The organism is Bacteroidales bacterium (assembly GCA_013314715.1).
GTDB lineage: Bacteria > Bacteroidota > Bacteroidia > Bacteroidales > GWA2-32-17 > Ch61.
This window is the reverse complement of sequence record JABUFC010000039.1, coordinates 1-18,845: the sequence shown is the minus strand read 5'-3', so window position 1 is coordinate 18,845 and position 18,845 is coordinate 1. Positions and strand designations below refer to the sequence as shown.

Here is an 18,845-nt window from a genome sequence, read left to right as displayed (position 1 = left end):
TCAAAGTTAAATAATAATGTTATTCGGACTTGTAGGTAAGCACTTAAAACATTCAAAATCGGCTGAGTTATTTACCGATTATTTTCAAAATAAGCACCAATATTATTTATTTGAATTAAATCATATTCAATTACTACCTCAATTATTTGAACAATTTCCTGATTTAAAAGGTTTTAATGTTACTATACCTTTTAAAGAGTCGATCATACCATTTTTAAATGAAATCGACTACGAAGCTGAAAAAATTGGAGCTGTAAACACTATTAAAGTATTAAAGAAAAATGAACAAAGTTTTTATTTAAAGGGATATAATACCGATTATTTAGGCTTTTTATATGCATACAAAGAGGTTTTACAATTAGAGCATCGTTTAGCTATTATTTTGGGTACTGGAGGTGCTTCGAGAGCAGTTGCTTATGCATTGGAGCAATTAAAAATTCCTTTTATTTATGTCAGTCGCACAAAAACAAATAATAAAACCCTTATTTATCAGCAATTATCGAAAATGACTCTAAGAGCCTCGTTGATTATCAATACAACGCCTGTAGGAATGTTTCCAAATGTGGACGATAAGCTTTTTTTGCCAAATAGTTTGTTTATAAATAAATCTGTAGCTATTGATTTAATTTATAATCCATCTATGACTACGTTTATGAAAATGGCTATAGAAAATGGCTGTAAAGCATATAATGGCTATGATATGTTAAAATATCAGGCTATAGAAAGTTGGAAAATATGGGAGTTATTGTAAGCCGATTAATTTTAAAAATTCATTTGAAGAAATTATTTTAATTCCGAGCTTTTGAGCTAGTTCCATTTTATCGGGACCCGGTTTATTACCTGCTACAATAAACGAAGTGTTTTTTGATACTGATTTAACGAGCTTAGCACCATTTAAAACAACTAATTCTTCAATTTTTTTACGGTCGTATGGTTTTTCGAAGCTACCTGTAACGACGATAGATAAATTGTTTAATAAATTCGATTGTGGTTTAGCATCTTCTGTTTGTTCAAAAATAAGTCCTGCTATTTTCAGTTTATCTATTAATTGAATGTTATCTTTATTTTGAAAAAATTGATATACGCTTTCAGCAATTTTTTCGCCAATTTCTTCTACTTCAATGAGTTGTTCGGGTGTTGCTTTTATGAGTAGGTCTATATGGTAAAATGCACGTGCTAATTTTTGAGCCACTGTTTCGCCTACATAGCGTATTCCTAAGGCAAATAAAACTCGAGCATAGGGTGTTTGTTTCGATTTTTCGATGCTTAATAAAAGATTATCGGCAGCTTTATTTGCAAAGTGCTCAAGAGTGAGAAGTTGCGATTTAGTTAGTGAATATAAATCAGCTGGGGTTTGTATCATTTTTTTTTCAACCATTTCGTCGATAGTTTCTTCGCCTAATCCTTCAATGTTCATTGCTTTACGTGATACAAAGTGTTCTATGCGTCCTTTTATTTGTGGAGGGCATAAATAATTGGGACAGATATGTGCTGCTTCGCCTTCGTTGCGTTGTAGGGCAGTGCCGCAAGCAGGACAATGAGTAATAAAGTTTAATGGAGTTAAGTTTGACGTACGTTTTGTGAAATCAACTCCTACAACTTTAGGGATAATTTCTCCACCTTTTTCTACAATAACATAATCGCCAACGCGTATATCTTTGAGGGCAATTTGGTCAGCATTATGAAGACTTGCTCGTTTAACAGTAGTACCCGATAAAAAAACAGGTTCTAAATTTGCAACGGGTGTAATAATACCTGTTCGACCTACTTGATAAGATATAGATAAAAGCTTAGTGGTAGCTTGTTCGGCTTGAAACTTATATGCAATAGCCCAGCGAGGGCTTTTAGCTGTTAAACCAAGTGCTTCTTGATAAGTAATTTCGTTTACTTTGATAACAATACCATCAATATCGAAAGGTAAGCTATGACGATGTTTATCCCAATATTCTATATATTCAAGAATATCATTTTTGGTATAACATAGTTTTATCCATTCGGGAGTATTAAATGCATGATTTTTAAGCCATTGAATTCTATCCCAATGAGTTGTTATTGGAAGGTTTTCGCCTAACAAATAATATAGGTATGCTTCGAGTTGGCGTTTTTCGACAATTTTAGGATCTAATGTTTTAAGGGTTCCAGCAGCAGCGTTGCGTGGGTTAGCAAATGGGTTTTCGCCTTTTTCGGTGCGTTCTATATTGAGTTGTTCAAAAATGTTTCTGGGCATTATAATTTCGCCACGAACAACGATAAATGGTAAGTTGGTTTCAATTTTTTTAGGGATTGATTTTATTGTTTGTACATTTTTTAAAACATCATCGCCTTTTTCGCCATCGCCACGAGTTAGGGCTTCTGTTAATATTCCGTTTTTGTAATGTAGACTAATAGAAGTACCATCGAATTTGGGTTCGCAAACAAAGGTAGGTAAGTTGTCGAGGCTTTTTACAATTCTGTTTATGAATGCATCAAGTTCTTCGGCTGAATATGTGTTCGATAGCGAAAGCATTGGGTAGGGGTGATTTTTTTGAATAAAGCCTTTAGTTAAGTCACTGCCAACTTTTTGTGTTGGTGAGTCGTTGGTTTTAAGTTCTGGAAATTTATTTTCAAGAGCTTGGAGTTCGGCTAATAATAGGTCAAATTCAAAATCACTAATGGTAGGTTTATTAAGTACGTAATAATTATAATTGTGTTTTTCGATTTCTTGTTTTAAGGTTTGTATTCTTTTTAAAGCATCATTTTCATTCATAAGCATTATGGTTGTTGGTCTTGTAAACTAAACTGATAAGTTGATGCAAAGGATTTTTGAAAATTGATAAAATCGTTAATCGCTTGTTGAAGCTTGTCGTTAGCTAATTTATTGGTTTGCAAAAATTCTGATTTAATTGTCTCGGTATATAATGAATCGGGGAGTGTATATAATTTTATCATTTTAGCATAATCGTTGTTTACAACATCGTTATATACCAATAAAAGTTTTTTATAGGCTTGTTTAAAATCACTTTTACTATCGAAATCTGGAAAAGTGTCGATGGCTTTAATTTGTTGTTCAATTTCTGTTTTTAAATTTTGATATAATTTTTGAAAGCTTTGATTTATGGTGTCAGCAAAACTACTATCGAGTTTGTTAAATAAATTTACAATTTGTTGTTGTTGTGTAATAATTTTATCGTTGTATTGGATAGCTTGCTCGGTTTTGTTTGTACATGCCGATAATAAGATAAAAAATATTCCAACGAATAATAGAATTTCATTTTTTAAATAGGTCATATTGCATCATATTTGGTTGTTTAAAGTTAAATCTTTTTTTTTTATTGAAAAAATTTTCAAGCTATTTTATTTTTGAGTTAAAGCATATATCTTTATGCAACTAAAAAAGGCTATTTTGCGTCAACAGTATTGTTTAACTAAATTTTATCTTTATGAAAAAACTTTTATTATTAACCATGTTTTTTACGGTAACAGCATGGTGGGCTAATGCCCAAATTAGTCAAGGTGGAACTCCACCAAGTTTTAAGTATAATTTATCTTCTGATGTAGATAGAGTTGAACTTACTCCTCTATCGTACAAGCAAATTGAATACGAAAATAGTAAATACCCTAAAGATGGTAGAATTCCATTTATTGGGTATACCATTTCTACCAATTTATCACCCGAAAATGCAGGAACATGGACTGAATTACCCGATGGTGGTCGAGTATGGCGTTTGCAAATTAAAGCTCCCAGTGCATTAGCCTTAGTTGTTAATTATGACAATTTTTATATTCCTTATGGTGGTAAGCTCTTTTTATACAACGAAGATAAAACGCAAGTAATAGGTGCATTCACATATGAAAATAATGATGATTCGAAAACATTTGCTACACAACCTATTTATGGCGATATCGTATGTTTAGAATATTACGAACCCGAAAGAGTTATTTCAAAACCTTCGATTCATATTCATGAAATAGCATACATGTATAGAGGTTTTGCTCTACATAAAAATCCCTCATGGACAGAGCCTTCTGAGTCATGCGAAGTAAATATTAATTGCTCTCCAGTTGGTGACAATTGGCAAGACGAAAAAAAGGGAGTGTGCAGAATTTTAGTTAAAGTAGGCAGTCAATATGGCTATTGTACAGGCTCTTTAATTAATAATACGAATCAAGATTGTACTCCTTATTTATTATCGGCTTACCATTGTTATGAAGGTGCCTCCACAAATGACTTAAATTATTGGCAATTTGATTTTAATTACGAAGCTAGTGGATGTACAACTCCTACTACTGAACCTTCTAAAAATACAATGACCGGTTGTACACTTAAAGCTTCGGGCAGTATATCAGGTGGTTCAGATTTTATTTTATTACAGTTAAAACAATCGGTTCCTACCAATTACAACCCTTATATGAACGGCTGGGATAGAACCAATACGGCACCAACTAATGGTGTATGTATTCATCATCCTGCAGGTAGTATAAAAAAGATATCGACCTATAATACAACTTCTACTTCAACATATTCTGGTGCTGCTTCAAATGCTCATTGGAGAGTTGTTTGGACTCAAAATGCTAATGGTTGGGGTGTAACCGAAGGTGGTTCATCAGGTTCGCCTCTATTTAATGCAGCGGGTAATATTGTAGGTACCCTCACCGGTGGTTCATCATATTGTTCAGCTCAAACATCGCCCGATTATTATGGCAAAATGTATTATCATTGGGATATGAATGGTACTACTTCTTCAGCTCGTTTAAAAGATTGGTTAGATCCAACCAATTCGGGTGTAACCTCATTAAGTGGTAAGAACTGTGGCAGTGGTGGTTCTACTTTAAATGCCGATTTTACTGCAAGTGCAACTACTGTTGTGGTAGGTCAAACGGTTACTTTTACCAGCACTTCATCAGGAAGTCCTACTACATATAGTTGGAATTTTGGTAGTGGTGCTTCTCCAGCTACTTCTACATCGGCTGGTCCAGTTAATGTTACCTACTCTACTACAGGTTTAAAAACGGTTACTTTAACAGTTGGCAACGGTACTTCAACCGATACCGAAACAAAGACCAATTATATTAATGTAGTTAATGAAATTACTGGTTGCGATACCATGCATTATCCATTACCTGGCACTTTAACAATTTATGGAGTACAAAATGGCGGTTATGTGTCAGGAAATAATAGTTATGGTGATTTAGCTAAAGCTGATTATTTTACTGGTGCTACCAATGGATGGAAAGTATCAGATGTTTATATTTATTTTGGAGTTGCAAAGGGGTCTTCATCACAGGTGCCAGTTAAAATATGGAATGATAATGGTACGGGCAATACACCAAGCACTGTTTTAGGTACTGTCAATGTTGCTCTTTCTTCTATTATTACAGATGTTCAAGCTCAAGCTCCCACATTAGTTCATTTTAATACACCTGTAACTATCGATGGGTCATTCTTTGTAGGAGTTGTTTTACCAACTGTAGCAGGCGATACCGTTGCTATTGTTACAAATTCTGATGGTGATACCAATTCTGGTACTGCATGGGAACAATGGAGTGATAATGCTTGGTATGCATATTCAAATTCAAGTAGTTGGGGATTAAATGTTCAACATGCTATCTGGCCTATTGTTTGTAATCCTACTAATATAGAAACTTCTGCTGCTAATAGCCATGTTTCCATTTTCCCAAATCCTGTTAATGATAAATTAAACATGTATTTTGGAAATTATAATGGTGAAGTACAGATCGATATTTATGATTTATTAGGAAAACAAGTTTATAGTGATGTTATGAATGTTAATGCTTTATCGTCTAATACAGTCGATATTTCTAACTTAAAGGCTGGCATGTATATAATACAAGGTAAATTTGGCGAAAAGCTCTTTAACGAACGCTTACAAATTATTAAATAAAAATTATTGAATAATTATTTTTGAGAGAGGCTGTCTGTTTGGGCAGCCTCTCTTTTTTTATGGTTTAAAACATATAGTTCGAGGAATGATTCCTGTTTCTTTTGAATCAAGTAAAGTTCCGTTTAAATAGTAAATTCTTACTTCGCCATTCGCTACATAGTTTTTGGCATCACAAACAATTAACCTTGGTAGTTTTGTATGAATGGTTAAACTATAAAAATTTGCATTGTCGGCACGAATAAAAGGTTCAGACGGCAAAACAGTATCATAAATGCTAACTTTAAAAATATCTTTCCAAATAAAATACAAGGAATCTGCATTAGAGTTTATAGAAAGGGAATTGGCAGGATAATCGAGCGAAGGCATAGAGATTTTTTTTACAGCTTCGTGTGTTTGTGGATTTATTTTCCACAATGATGCTTTTTCATGTCCTATTGGGTTGCCATTGTAGCCGCCATCGCATAAAACCCATATATTACCGTTTTTATCGAGTTGAATACTGTTGGGTTGTAAACCAACTTGAATGGAATCGATACATTGATGTTGATGAATATCTACGACAAATATTTTGTTACCAAACGACCAATTGCAAGCAAATACTTTATTTTGCCACAAAACCATCGACTCGGTTGATTTACCTATAAATATTTGAGCGGTTTTTTGGTACTTTTTAGTGTTTATAATGCTGATGTACGGACTGTATAAGTCGCTGACGTATGCAAGACTATCGTTTATGGGTAGAATATAGCGAGGAGAAATAAATGATGAAATCGTGGCAATATATTTAGCATTTTCTGGATTGATAACATAGATGAGTCCTGAATTATTGACGGTAATAAAACCTTTACTATTAATTATTTTCATGTCAAAAGCTACATCGCCTAAAGGGACTTGATTGGCTTTGTAAAAAATATTGTTTTCAATACGTTGATTGGTTTCATTGTAAAACGATAAACTACTATTGCCCCATGTATAATTGCCTTCGTTTACAATAAAAAAGCCTGATGATGTGCTGATGGTTTCAGAAGTTGGGTTTTCTTTTTTGCACGAAAGCAAAATAATGGTATAAAAAAATAAGAAAAAGAAAGCATGGCTTTTGAAATGATTAATTTTTTTATTGGTCATTTGTCTTATTAAATTGAGATTTTTCGTTTTTGTTTGAATAGCATGATTCGATATGGGGTTCATAAAATACAATTTAATTTAATTTCAAAATAACGTCCTGGCATAGGTCGCCAAATTATGGATTGGTAAGGTTTATTGGTAATATTATTGATGCTAAAGCTAATTTCAATGGGAGCTCGGCTTAAGAAACGATAACTCGCTCCAACATTAATGAGTGTTAAAGGTGGTAACAAAAATTCGTCAGTGTAAGTCATTGAATAACGACTTGAAGAGAGTTGGCTTTCTAAAAAAACGCTTGCTTTTTTTAAAATTAAAGAGGCAAAACCATTGATGTTGTGTGAAGGAATGTAAGGATTGTGAGCAATTTTGTAATCATTGTCGTTTCCTTGTGCTTGTTGCAAGGTGTAATTCAATTGGATATTGAATTTAATATTTTTGTTTAAACCAGCAGCATAATGGGTTTCGAAAATACTGCCATATAAATTAACCATTCGTATATTATTTGCTTCCCAATAACCAAACTGAGTGGGTGTCCATAAAATCCAATTCTGAATATGATTGTAAAAGGGTTTTATGCTAAAACTAAAAGTATGAAAGGTCGATTTTTTTTCTATTTTTAAACTTATATCGTTTTGCCATGCTTTTTCGGTTAATAAGTTTGGGTTTCCGCCAGGAGTAAAATATAGATCGTTTAAGCTTGGAAAACGATGATTAACGGCAGTAGCATATACAATTTCAATAAAAGAATTTAGATGGTAAGAGGTTATAATTGACGGAAGTAAATAAATTTTATTATTATTGATTATAGTGTTAAGTATTATCTTTTGTTTTAGTGAATGAGACCAATTTATTTGAATAGCTTGATGGTATAAAAGTTGATAACGTTGTACGCAAAATCCTATTTTATTTTTAATGTCTTCAAAACGTCCATTATCTTGTTTTAATGTAACATTTGTAAAATAGTGAATACGGGTATGACCAAAATTCGACAGTTTAATAGCGAAATATGCATTATTTTCTTTAGCATTTGAATTAAAAGAAGTTACGGTATTATTATTTAATTCATGAAGGAGTATATATTCTTGATTACTATACACATAGCCTATAATGCCTTCTATGTTCCATTTATTGATGGTAATCTGAGTATTAAATACAGTTCGGATACCTTCATCAAATGTGCTCTCGTTGTGTTCAGCTTTAAAATATGCTGTCATTAATGGGGGTATATTTCTATCTACTTTATATATCTGTTGTATGATGCTGATTTTTATTTTTTTTAAATCAAGCATATGTTGAGTTTGAAAAGAAGCCTTTTGAAAAGGTGCTTGATGAAGATGAGTTTGTATGGGGAGTAAAGCTATATTTTTAAAGAAAAATTTATTTTCACCGTTAGAATACAAAAGTTGATTGTTGCTTGTCCACTTTTTATATGTAAAACGATGAGCTATTTGGACATTTTTATTGTTGAGGCTTTCGTATTGTAATTGAATGGTTGTTTTACTTTTTACGTAGTTATAAAAATTAGGATTGATTTCAATAATGCCTCCCAAGGCACCGTTGTTTAGTTGAAGACTTTCGGCACCGTAGAGAATATGGCAATAATTATCGTTGTTTACGTTTAAAAGACTGTAATCTATTTGCCCGTTTAGCGAAGAGTTGAGTGGCATACCAAACCAAAATACTTGACTGTGTTGATTTTGAGTTCCCATAATGCTAAGTGTTTGAATGCCCCCTAAGCCTTGATTTTTTAATATAATTCCCGGCTCGCTGCTTAATAAGTTTCCTAGACTTTTAAATTCGTAATGCTTTTGTTTTGTGCTATCAATAACGTAAGTATTGAGGTTATTAGAAAATTTATCACTTACTGTAATTTCCTTTAAAAGAATGGTATCTTGCGAATAGACGTGTATAAACAAAAAGAGCAATATAAAAATACTAATAAAAGTTTTCAACGTTTTATGATTTTAAAAAGTTGATTTATTTCTTGATTTTCTATTCGTAAAAAATAAACTCCACTAGATAGCGTTGAAAGCTGAATTTGAGTAGCGTTTGATTTTTTTAAGACTTCAATACCATATTCGTCGTAAATAATTACTTCTAAATTTTGTGGTGCTTGAATTATATTGATTACATCATCGCAAGGGTTAGGAGCAATAAAGGCAAGGGCAAGCGAATTATTATCAATAGCGTTTTCGTTAGGATGAATAACTCCCACTGCATCTAAATCAAAACCTCCGGTGTTAAATGCAGTTGGGTAGGGGTCGTTGATAATATGTCCTTGTGAATCAAAGCTTGCATAAGTGCTATCGATGGTACCTATTACGTCTATTATTTTTACATATTTTATATTTTGCTTATTCAAATAGATGTTGTCTTCAATATCTGAAATATCGAATGGTGTACCATAAAGTACTCTATATTTCCCGGCAAGGTTATGAATTTGGGTAGCATCAACACTGCCAAACGTGCCAATTTGATTATTCGCTGGGGTTAACGAAATAGCGGGGAAGCGAAACCAATGGAGGCTATCGCTACTAATTTCTACAAATGCAAGTTCGAGGAAAGTATCGTTGAAACTATTTTCGAATACAGCAAAATCAAAGCCTTCTTTATCGCAAATAGATGGGCTGAATGTTAAAATGGCTATTCCTGCATCACCTAAACTTACTACTTGGTTGTTGGCTTTGCCGATAGCGTCATAATCGTTGCCATAGCTTACTAAACCAAGTTCGGGTTGTGCAATATTTTGATACCCCCTTTGAATATAACAATTATTAGCCCAAGAAACAAAAATATTACTATCTGCATAAATAGCTGTACTACCAATCATTCCCGCAGCAGGGGGGAATTGGCATACCCCCCTGAGGGAAATTAAGATGAAAAGGATAAGTACGAAGCTCAATTTCATCTTTTTATTCTTTAATAAATATTTTTTGAATCATTCCATCTTTTGTCTTTGCTTTTAAAATGTATTGACCCGATGGCAAGGTGCTTATGTTTATGCTATTGCATGGCTGATTGCATGATATAAATTCTTGACCGAGCATATTGTAAATTTTGATTTGCGATAGAGAAGTTGTAAAATGTATTTCATCAATAGCAGGAATAGGATATAGTTCAACGGTTTTGTTTATTAGAGAGCCGATGTAATTAGATGTTGAATAAACAATGTTGTCGAAACAAAAATATGTGGGGGTATTTATACCATAAGCACCGGTATCAGAAGAACTGAGCGTAAATGCAAGTTTATTTATATTACCAAGTGATGTTAAATCAATACTTTGCCAATCTTTTACAATATAATCTTGAGCATTATCTGAGAAGCGATAATCTGCTAAATAAAAATCTACGGTACCGGTAATGTTACTGTCTAGCATGCCGATAATTGTCAATTTAAACCAATCGGGATCGTTACCGGTATCACCGCCAAATTTTTTGCTATAAGCATCGCCATTCTTCATAGTAAGAGCTGTATAAGTAGTATTAGTTACCATGATTGAAGAAGGTTGAATAACAGTAGAAAAACTAACAATGTTAGGAATAAGTTGTCCGGTATTCCAATCGGAAACATTATAACTTATTCCAAAAATTTGTGAACCGTTTACTTGTTGTCCTGCATAACAACTGTATTGATTGGTGTAACTCTGAATTGAAGTGTCAAGCATATTAGAGTATGCAAAGCCTGACCACGAAGTCATACCGCCCCCCCAATCAATAAATGAGTTAGGAAAAATTGCTATCTGATTAGCAACAAAGTTACCACTGTTATCGCTGCCATTCCAAAATGAATCGGGAGGAAGCGATAGATTTTCTAAATCAATCATTTGTTGGCTTTTAACCAAAGACATGGAGCCTAAAAAGGCTACTACTAATAACATTTTTTTTACCATAATATAAAAGTTTTAATTAAGCCTTTGCTTCATCAAAACTTCGAGAAAAAAAGGGAGAAAACATACGTTATTTTCTCTTAGCTTTTAACCCGAAAGCATTGAAATTTAATTGAACTAAGCAGGTCTTCTGGCTTGCTTCGTCTGTAAAAGCCTTCCCGTTCAATTTGAACAGTGGCGAGGGATATTACAGATTTTTTAAAGAAGCTTACAGCTGCGGGTACAGCTCCGGATTTTCACCGGATTCCCTTTCATTCTTCTTTAATTTTCAAAAAAGAAGAATTACTTAGCTCGATGCAAAAATATATATTTTTTTAATAAGACAAGTTGTTTTTAAACATTTTTCATTAGATTTGTGCATTAACTTTAATTAAATTATTATGAGAAAACTTCTTTATTTCGTATTTATTGCTTTAATTTCTTTTACATGGGCATGTTCAGGAAATGGAAGTGACAAGCAAAACAATGAATCTAAAGATTCTGTATCGACTTCTGAGACTACCGAATCAACAGTGCAAGGGCAACGCTATGGTATAAAATCTGGGATTGTTTATTATGAGCCGATCGATATAATGGGCATAAAAACTACACAAATATTATATTTTGACGATTATGGAAAAAAAGAATGCCGCGAAACTTTTGCCGAAGGTAATATTATGGGAATAAAGACAAAAAAACATTCTATGTCAATTTTAGATGGCGATTATTCCATTAATTTCGATTTAGAAAATATAACCAATAATAAAGATGAGCTTAAAAAAGAAGCTACAAAAGTAAACATAAAAGCTGTTATGTCTAATATGGATTTAAGCGCTTTAACCGAAGAGATGAAAAAACAAATGGATTATAAAGAAGAAGGAACCGAACAAGTTGCAGGTGTTACTGGAACTAAATATTCTGTTAAATTGGGTTCCGGAAGAATTTATGGTGTTATGTATAAAAACGTACCTTTAAAAACAGATATGGCACAAATAAAAATGGTTGCCAGTAAATTTGAAGAAAATGCTATTATACCTGCAGAAAAATTTATGGTTCCTGCCGATTATAAGATAATAGAGCAAAAACAGTAAAATAACTTTGATGGAAGAAAATAAAAAAATGAGCCTTGTTTATGGCTCATTTTTTTATTATGATGTTTGTTAAATATTACCTTTTGAGCGTAATTCTTAATAATTATATGTAATAGGGTCAACGCCCTTCAGTAAGAAAATGGTTGCTTTTCCGCTGGGATATTTTACAGGACTTATATTGTATGTTTTAACAAAAATATTGTTTTTGCATTTACTGTTTTCTTGAAATCTAAGTCCTAATTGAGCTTTAGGAGGATAAGATTTTAAATAATTACCATTAAAAACAAGTTCAACAACATCATCGTTGCAAGCATTAGCTTCTATGGTTAAAGTAAGTAAACTGTCTTTTAATTCAGCTTTTTTGATAGTATATCTGTTTTCGTATGTTGTAAAATCGTAAGATTTATCAATAATGGTGTTTTGAACGCTCATTCTTTCTGATTTAATTTCACTTTTTGTTTTTTCTTTTGATTTTTCACATTTGTTCGACCACAAAAGAGGTGTTAGGCTAATCAAGGTAATTACAATGATCTTATTCATAATATAATTATTTAAATGATTTTAATATCGTACTTCCGGTAATTTTTCCTTTACTGTCATAGGTTTCTTGTTTTACCATACCTATACCTTTAGCATACCATTCGGCAGCTTTACCTTGTATTTTGAAAATCACTTTAGATTCTACATCATACGTTATTTTAAAGCATTCGTAGGTTCCTGCAGGTACCGTAATGGTTTCTTTGGTCTCTACTTTTCTATTATAAACATGTATATTCATGGTCATTAGTTTCATGCCCTGATTTGATATTTCCATGGTTGCCGTACCTTCTTTTAGACTTTGGCCTATGGTTAAATTATTGGGTAAATCGAGTTTATCCGACGTTAAGGAAACTTGCATATCTTTGTATCCTTCCATTGTTTTGGGGTCGAACATATTACTCATATCGAAAGTTATGACTCCATCTTGACAATAATAGGTTTGTTGAAACTTATATGTTTCTTTATCTTTGTCGTCATAATATATATTGTCGGTTTTTAAAGCAATTATACCATTTTCAGTAATAACATCGGTAATAAGCATTTTTGATATAGATTCCATTTTACCTTTAGCATTGTTGTGAATATATTCGATAAAAGTACCCTTTTTATATGAGTAAAAGTCGTTGCAATTTTGAGCTGAAAGATTAAAAGAAATAATACCGATTAAAGCCAATAAAATTGTTTTCATAGTTACGAATATTTAATATTTTGTTTCAAAAGTAATCTTTTTTAAATTAAAAAAAAAAGAGGCTGAAAAATCAGCCTCAAATTTAATATTAATGTCCTGAGCTACCAACGACTTTAAATTTATCGCCCGTTTCTTTTACAATTTTTCGATACCAATCTTCACCATATCCAGGTTGTTCTACTTTAGGATTTCGTTGACCAGGTACTTTGGTTTTGATATTTCCATCCATGTATTTAACAAATAAATCTTGATATAATTTTTTCCAGCGAGTTACCGTAGCGTTTCCTGTTTTAACAGAATATTCGGTAATAAAATCGATGCCCGCTTTAGGATCTTTCTTATAAAGTTCGAGTGCTTGTTTGTCAATATTATTAACATTGTTAAAATAGTTGTTTTCTAATTCGCTTTGAACAGCTTGTATGTCTTTTATTATTACATTATAGCGTGTATATGCAAAATTTGAAACCTGATTAAAAATCCAGAAAGCACTTGTTTCGCTAAAAGTCATCATATCGCCATTACCAACGGCATACGATTCAGGCACTTTAGTGGTACCACAATAAATAGGAGTATAGCAATTAGAATAGGTATCATCTACACTAAACCAAAATATACCGCCAATAGGGTTAGGTAACCACGAACGAGCTTGAGCAACAAAAGCAAAACCGGTTTGTTGTGTACTAACAGCACGTTCGTTAAAATATTCAATTCCATCTACTTTCCATGTTAATGGACGCCATCTAACAATACAACCAAAAGGACCTGCTCCCATGTCTTTAGTCATATCCATTTGCGTGTTTTGATAATAATCGCGATTTAAAGCAATAACATCTAAAACGGATAATTTACGGTCGGCTTTTATATATAATGGCATACGATTTTTTAGATTATGTCCCATAGCATAATCTTCGTATTTTGTCATATCCTTATTAACTCTGTTAAACATAGCCCATACGCGAGCTTCGCAAAAACGAGCAGCTCCGAAATTAAGGGGAGCATAAACGTCGCTGAAACTAAAGTCTTTGTCTTCGCCATTAAAATATCCAGCTTTACGTGCAAAAGAAATAACATCTGGACTATGAAAAACAGTTTGTTTGGGGTCGTTAAAATTGTTTACTTTCTGAAAAGGGAAATTCATAATGCGTGCGTGATTGGCATGAGCAGAAACATAGCCATCGGGAATTTGAATAGCCACCCATAATGCTCCTTTACTATAATTTATTTTACCTTTTGCATCTTTTTTGGGTGAACCTTTGCCAACCATTTCTAATATCCAAACTTCATTAGGGTCTGCTATTGAAAAAGATTCACCACTACTGTAGTAGCCGTATTCTGCTACCAAATCAGTCATTATTTTGATGGCTTCACGGGCCGTTTTTGCACGCTGAAGTGTAATATAAATAAGGCTTCCATAATCTAAAATACCGGTAGTGTCAATTAATTCTTCTCGACCTCCAAAGGTTGTTTCGCCAATGATAACTTGATATTCGTTCATATTACCAACTACACTGAAGGTTTGTTTGATTTGTTTGATTTTTCCTAAGTATTTGCCAGTATCCCATTCGTAAATATCAATCATTTCGCCATCTTTATGAGTAGCAGCTGGAGTAAAGTATAATTCACCATATAAAACATGGCTATCAGCATTGTAAGAAATAATAGTTGAACCATCGGTAGAAGCACCTTTGGTAACTAAAAAATTAGTACATGCCAATGACAGCAAACTAGATGTTGCTAATAAAATAAAACTTAGAATTACTTTTTTCATATTGATTATTTTTTTGTTTATGCTAATTCTTTTTCAATTTCTGCTAGAGGAAATTTTTCGAGCATATTCATTTCGCTTAAAATGCTTTTTAATGTTTCGGTTGAAATGATATTTGTTTTTTTAGCAAATGAGAATAACGCACTTAAAACGGCATTTTTTGCTCCTTTGCCTCTAAAATCCATGGTGATAATATGAGCATTGGTATCAGGGGTAGGTAGTGATTGGTCAATAAATAACAAAGCATCTTTATTTAATGTTTGAATAGTTTTTTTGCTGTATTCGTAGCCATCTTGTGAAGTAATGATCATATATTCAGGATTACTTAATCCATGAAAATATATTTCATTGGGTGAGATATTTATTTCAGCTACACTAAAACCAACTCCTACAGTTACTGGATAGGTTCCTTTTTGAGTAATATTATAGCCATGTTTTACGGCGGCTTTACATAAAATGGTAGCAGCAAGTTGAACTCCCTCACCGGCAGAACCACTTAATACAACTTGAATTTGTTTTGTAAGATTTTTTTCAACATTTAATTTTTCGATAACAGGAGTTTTATCGAAAAGATTGTTGACGGTTTTGCGTTCGGGGAAGCTGAAAGGTGCTCGATTATTGGTCCATGTTTTAATGGGTTTATTGGCAGCTTCGACAATTTCTTGTAATTTGCGTTTAGGATTAAATTTAACCCCATAACTTGGACATATTTCCATTACTTCAATAAGTGAAAATCCTGGTGTTTCTAAGGCTTTTTGAATAGTTTCACTAAAATCACCAATTCCAATAACACGGCTTACATAATTTGCACCAGCTGTATATACTAATTCACAAATATCATGCTCACCAAAAGGACTACCATTGGGAGTAATTACTGTATTAAAGCCTTTGGGAGTAAGTCCGCTTAATTGTCCGCCTGTCATGCCATAAAGAAAATTGTTATGAATAATAACAGTTAAGTTAACGTTAAGTCGTGCGGCTTCTAAAATATGCTGTAACCCTATAGTTGCTCCACCGTCGCCAATAAATACAATCACTTTCTTATTTTCAGGTAATCCCATACTCACACCAGCTCCTAAAGCAACCGATCGTCCGTGTAAACCATGAACAGTATGAGCATTTAACGATTTATCTATAATGCCATGACAACCAATATCAGTAACAAATATTACATCTAAAATATTTAACCCCATATTTTCTATGGCTTTGGCGGTATTTTGCGAAATACCATGATGACCACAACCTTTACAAAAAGGTAAGTTATTGGTATTTAATACTTTTGTTTCCATTAAAATTTTCCTCCTTCTATAATTTCTTTAGGTGAAAGCATTTTGCCTATTGCACCAACAAAACTAACATGGTTTGGAAGTCTGTCGCCAAAAATAATTTTAGCATACTGACCATTAATATTATCTTCGGCAAAAACAACTTTTTTATAAGAATGAATGATATCATTGATTTTTGATGCAATGGGCAATAATGTTTTTACAATAAGTAAATCAATTTTTTTGCCTTGATTGTTTAACGTTAAAACAGCTTCTTCAGCAGCATTGGCAGTAATTCCATAGGATACAACAAGTGTATCGGCATGATTATTAATATGATTATAATCGTTATGGGTGTCAATATATTGATTTACTTTCTTTTCTAAACGAATGGTGTTTTTCATGGCTTCATCGCTAGTGTGTTGAATAATTCCTTTTTGATCGTGGGTAGAAGCCGTAAGTCTTACTTGATGTTGGTTGTTTGATACAGGTAAGAAATCAGGTACTAATGTGTCATTATATTTATAAGGTATAAAAGGTTCGTTGCTTTGATAATATTTTCGCTCTATGGGTTTTATTGGCGGTAGCTTAGAAATATCGAAATTGCGATTGGTATTGGCTCTTTCTTTTGAAGATAAAATTATAACGGGACAGCGAAGGTCAACAGCCATTTGTAATGCCTTGGCTGATAAGTCCCAGCAATCTTCAATGGTAGCAGGGCAAACAACAGGAATAGGGTGTCCGCCCGATATCATGCCACGCAAAAGGGCTATATCGCCTTGTGCTCCAGCAGTAGCTGTTCCGGTAGCGGGTCCAAGACGTTGAGTAAGAATAATGATCATAGGTAACTCCATCATATAAGCCATATTGATGGATTCTACCATTAAAGCAAATCCTGGGAACGAAGTTGCTGTAACCGGTAAATGTCCTGTAGCAGCCATACCCGACATATATTGTAAAGTAGATATTTCATCGGGGGCAGGTAGCATATATTTATAGCGAATACTCGCGTACAAATACATAGCATTAGAAGGTGTAATTGGGTAACCTATATAGGTATCAGCACCTGCCTGTGCTAGTGCTTCCATAATGACTCTTGAGTCATCTAAAATAACTTCTTTCTGTATTGTATTCATTATCAATTAGTTTTTAAAAAATTAAACAGCTATCAAGTAGATCATAAAAAATACTTGATAGCTGCAAAATTAAACATTTTTAGAAATAAATTATCTGTATGCTGGAATTCCGGTAATATCGTGGCCTGTAATTAATAAATGAATGTCGTGAGTACCTTCGTAAGTAATTACTGATTCTAAATTCATCATATGTCGCATAATGGGATAATCGCTAGTAATACCCATTGCACCTAATACTTGACGTAGTTCACGGGCTACATTTAAAGCCATATATACATTATTGCGTTTGGCCATACTTATATGGGTATGTTTGCATTTTCCTTCGTTTTTAAGAGTACCTAATCGCCAATTTAACAGTTGAGCTTTGGTAATTTCGGTCAATGCTTCAGCTAATTTTTTCTGTTGCAATTGATAAGAAGCAATAGGTTTACCAAATTGATGACGTTCTAATGAATAACGTAAAGCAGCATCGTAGCAATCCATAGCAGCACCAACGGCTCCCCATGCAATGCCATAACGAGCACTATTTAAGCACATCATGGGACCTTTTAAACCTTGGATATTGGGCAAAAGATTTTCTTTTGGAACTTTTACTTCATCAAAAATTAATTCGCCCGTAGCTGAGGCACGTAACGACCATTTATTATGAGTTTCGGGTGCTGAAAAACCTTTCATGCCTTTTTCAACAATAACTCCTCGAATAATCCCGTTATCGTCTTTTGCCCATACAATAGCGATATCGGCAATATTGGCGTTGGTAATCCACATTTTAGCACCGTGTAAAATATAATGATCGCCTTTATCGTATAAGCGTGTTACCATACTACCAGGATCGCTTCCGTGATTAGGCTCTGTTAAACCAAAACATCCAATAATTTCACCTGTAGCTAATTTGGGCAAATATTTCATTTTTTGCTCTTCGCTACCAAATTCCCAAATAGGATACATCACTAAAGAGGTTTGAACCGAAGCTGCTGAGCGAATACCGCTATCGCCACGTTCGAGTTCTTGCATAATAAGACCATATGAAATATAGTCTAATCCAGCACCACCATATTGTTCGGGTATAAAAGGACCATATGCACCAATTTGTCCTAATTGTTTTATTAATTCAATGGGAATTTCATGTTTTTGAGCCAAATCTTCTATTACAGGTTTTACTTCACGATTCACCCAATCTCTAATAGAATCACGAACAATTTTATGTTCTTCGGTTAATAAATCATCTACTAGAAAATAATCAGGTGCATTGTATTGAACTGTTGCAGACATAATAATTAATTTAATTGGTTAATTTATGCAAACGTACAAAGGATTTATGGTACAAACAAATGATTTTTATCAAGAAATTTAATATTTTGAGACCTTTGCAAAATTATATTATTTTTTTGATATATCAAAAATATTTGCCTAAAATTGAATTTTTAAGGTAATGATTCAAATTGCAGGACGATTTTATTCAAAAAAACATCTTTTTTAAAGCCAAA

At 33.1% G+C, this 18,845-nt stretch carries 15 protein-coding genes and 1 riboswitch; of the genes, 3 read left to right on the top strand and 12 right to left on the bottom strand.

The window, feature by feature from the left end; translation table 11 throughout:
- Positions 1–10: 10 nt before the first annotated feature.
- Entirely contained in the window at positions 11–751 is a 741-nt protein-coding gene (locus HPY79_09490) for a shikimate dehydrogenase (protein ID NSW46030.1), read from the top strand.
- Here the strand turns inward: HPY79_09490 and ligA are convergent.
- The gene (ligA, locus tag HPY79_09485; protein NSW46029.1) at positions 743–2,746 is read right to left on the bottom strand and encodes an NAD-dependent DNA ligase LigA; all 2,004 of its coding nucleotides are present in this window, start codon (positions 2,744–2,746) and stop codon (positions 743–745) included. The genes HPY79_09490 and ligA overlap by 9 nt on opposite strands.
- Before the next feature lie 5 nt (positions 2,747–2,751).
- Positions 2,752–3,267: a hypothetical protein gene (locus HPY79_09480; protein ID NSW46028.1), complete on the bottom strand. Its 516-nt coding sequence runs from the start codon at positions 3,265–3,267 to the stop codon at positions 2,752–2,754.
- 152 nt (positions 3,268–3,419) lie between these two features.
- Between HPY79_09480 and HPY79_09475 the strand changes: the two genes are divergently transcribed.
- Positions 3,420–5,882, top strand: a complete 2,463-nt coding sequence (locus tag HPY79_09475; protein NSW46027.1) for a PKD domain-containing protein — start codon at positions 3,420–3,422, stop codon at positions 5,880–5,882.
- A 57-nt stretch (positions 5,883–5,939) separates the two neighbouring features.
- Here HPY79_09475 and HPY79_09470 read toward each other — a convergent pair whose 3' ends face one another.
- From HPY79_09470 to HPY79_09455, 4 genes are read right to left on the bottom strand one after another with little or no spacing between them, the layout of a single operon-like run.
- Entirely contained in the window at positions 5,940–7,070 is a 1,131-nt protein-coding gene (locus HPY79_09470) for a YncE family protein (GenBank protein ID NSW46026.1), read from the bottom strand.
- Positions 7,067–8,959, bottom strand: a complete 1,893-nt coding sequence (locus HPY79_09465) for a TonB-dependent receptor plug domain-containing protein (protein NSW46025.1) — start codon at positions 8,957–8,959, stop codon at positions 7,067–7,069. The genes HPY79_09470 and HPY79_09465 overlap by 4 nt, the downstream gene beginning before the upstream one ends.
- Entirely contained in the window at positions 8,956–9,915 is a 960-nt protein-coding gene (locus HPY79_09460; GenBank protein NSW46024.1) for a T9SS type A sorting domain-containing protein, read from the bottom strand. Before HPY79_09460 ends, HPY79_09465 begins: the two co-directional genes overlap by 4 nt.
- Positions 9,916–9,919: 4 nt before the next feature.
- The gene (locus HPY79_09455) at positions 9,920–10,897 is read right to left on the bottom strand and encodes a DUF4465 domain-containing protein (GenBank protein NSW46023.1); all 978 of its coding nucleotides are present in this window, start codon (positions 10,895–10,897) and stop codon (positions 9,920–9,922) included.
- A gap of 99 nt (positions 10,898–10,996) precedes the next feature.
- Positions 10,997–11,199: riboswitch (cobalamin riboswitch) on the bottom strand.
- A 75-nt stretch (positions 11,200–11,274) separates the two neighbouring features.
- Here HPY79_09455 and HPY79_09450 point away from each other — a divergent pair.
- On the top strand, positions 11,275–11,964 hold the full coding sequence (locus HPY79_09450) for a hypothetical protein (GenBank protein ID NSW46022.1): 690 nt from the start codon (positions 11,275–11,277) through the stop codon (positions 11,962–11,964).
- A gap of 96 nt (positions 11,965–12,060) precedes the next feature.
- Here the strand turns inward: HPY79_09450 and HPY79_09445 are convergent, their stop codons facing one another.
- The 6 genes from HPY79_09445 to HPY79_09420 all read right to left on the bottom strand — a co-directional run bounded on the left by HPY79_09445 (position 12,061) and on the right by HPY79_09420 (position 18,630).
- Complete coding sequence (locus HPY79_09445) at positions 12,061–12,504, bottom strand: hypothetical protein (protein NSW46021.1); 444 nt, start codon at positions 12,502–12,504, stop codon at positions 12,061–12,063.
- 7 nt (positions 12,505–12,511) lie between these two features.
- Positions 12,512–13,192: a hypothetical protein gene (locus HPY79_09440; protein NSW46020.1), complete on the bottom strand. Its 681-nt coding sequence runs from the start codon at positions 13,190–13,192 to the stop codon at positions 12,512–12,514.
- 88 nt (positions 13,193–13,280) lie between these two features.
- On the bottom strand, positions 13,281–14,960 hold the full coding sequence (locus HPY79_09435; GenBank protein ID NSW46019.1) for a C69 family dipeptidase: 1,680 nt from the start codon (positions 14,958–14,960) through the stop codon (positions 13,281–13,283).
- A 17-nt stretch (positions 14,961–14,977) separates the two neighbouring features.
- Positions 14,978–16,246 carry a 2-oxoacid:acceptor oxidoreductase family protein gene (locus tag HPY79_09430; protein NSW46018.1) on the bottom strand — a complete coding sequence of 423 codons (1,269 nt, stop codon included), beginning with the start codon at positions 16,244–16,246 and terminating at the stop codon, positions 14,978–14,980.
- Positions 16,246–17,358 (bottom strand): hypothetical protein, encoded by a 1,113-nt coding sequence (locus tag HPY79_09425; GenBank protein ID NSW46017.1) that lies wholly within the window; start codon positions 17,356–17,358, stop codon positions 16,246–16,248. The genes HPY79_09430 and HPY79_09425 overlap by 1 nt, the downstream gene beginning before the upstream one ends.
- 90 nt (positions 17,359–17,448) lie before the next feature.
- The gene (locus HPY79_09420; protein ID NSW46016.1) at positions 17,449–18,630 is read right to left on the bottom strand and encodes an acyl-CoA dehydrogenase family protein; all 1,182 of its coding nucleotides are present in this window, start codon (positions 18,628–18,630) and stop codon (positions 17,449–17,451) included.
- Between the last annotated feature and the right edge of the window lie 215 nt (positions 18,631–18,845).

Coding starts and splice junctions, on each gene's coding strand:
- ligA (NSW46029.1), bottom strand. CDS start 2,746: ATGAATGAAAATGATGCTTTAAAAAGAATACAAACCTTAAAACAAGAA.
- HPY79_09480 (NSW46028.1), bottom strand. CDS start 3,267: ATGACCTATTTAAAAAATGAAATTCTATTATTCGTTGGAATATTTTTT.
- HPY79_09475 (NSW46027.1), top strand. CDS start 3,420: ATGAAAAAACTTTTATTATTAACCATGTTTTTTACGGTAACAGCATGG.
- HPY79_09470 (NSW46026.1), bottom strand. CDS start 7,070: ATGAACCCCATATCGAATCATGCTATTCAAACAAAAACGAAAAATCTC.
- HPY79_09460 (NSW46024.1), bottom strand. CDS start 9,915: ATGAAATTGAGCTTCGTACTTATCCTTTTCATCTTAATTTCCCTCAGG.
- HPY79_09455 (NSW46023.1), bottom strand. CDS start 10,897: ATGGTAAAAAAAATGTTATTAGTAGTAGCCTTTTTAGGCTCCATGTCT.
- HPY79_09450 (NSW46022.1), top strand. CDS start 11,275: ATGAGAAAACTTCTTTATTTCGTATTTATTGCTTTAATTTCTTTTACA.
- HPY79_09445 (NSW46021.1), bottom strand. CDS start 12,504: ATGAATAAGATCATTGTAATTACCTTGATTAGCCTAACACCTCTTTTG.
- HPY79_09440 (NSW46020.1), bottom strand. CDS start 13,192: ATGAAAACAATTTTATTGGCTTTAATCGGTATTATTTCTTTTAATCTT.
- HPY79_09435 (NSW46019.1), bottom strand. CDS start 14,960: ATGAAAAAAGTAATTCTAAGTTTTATTTTATTAGCAACATCTAGTTTG.
- HPY79_09430 (NSW46018.1), bottom strand. CDS start 16,246: ATGGAAACAAAAGTATTAAATACCAATAACTTACCTTTTTGTAAAGGT.
- HPY79_09425 (NSW46017.1), bottom strand. CDS start 17,358: ATGAATACAATACAGAAAGAAGTTATTTTAGATGACTCAAGAGTCATT.
- HPY79_09420 (NSW46016.1), bottom strand. CDS start 18,630: ATGTCTGCAACAGTTCAATACAATGCACCTGATTATTTTCTAGTAGAT.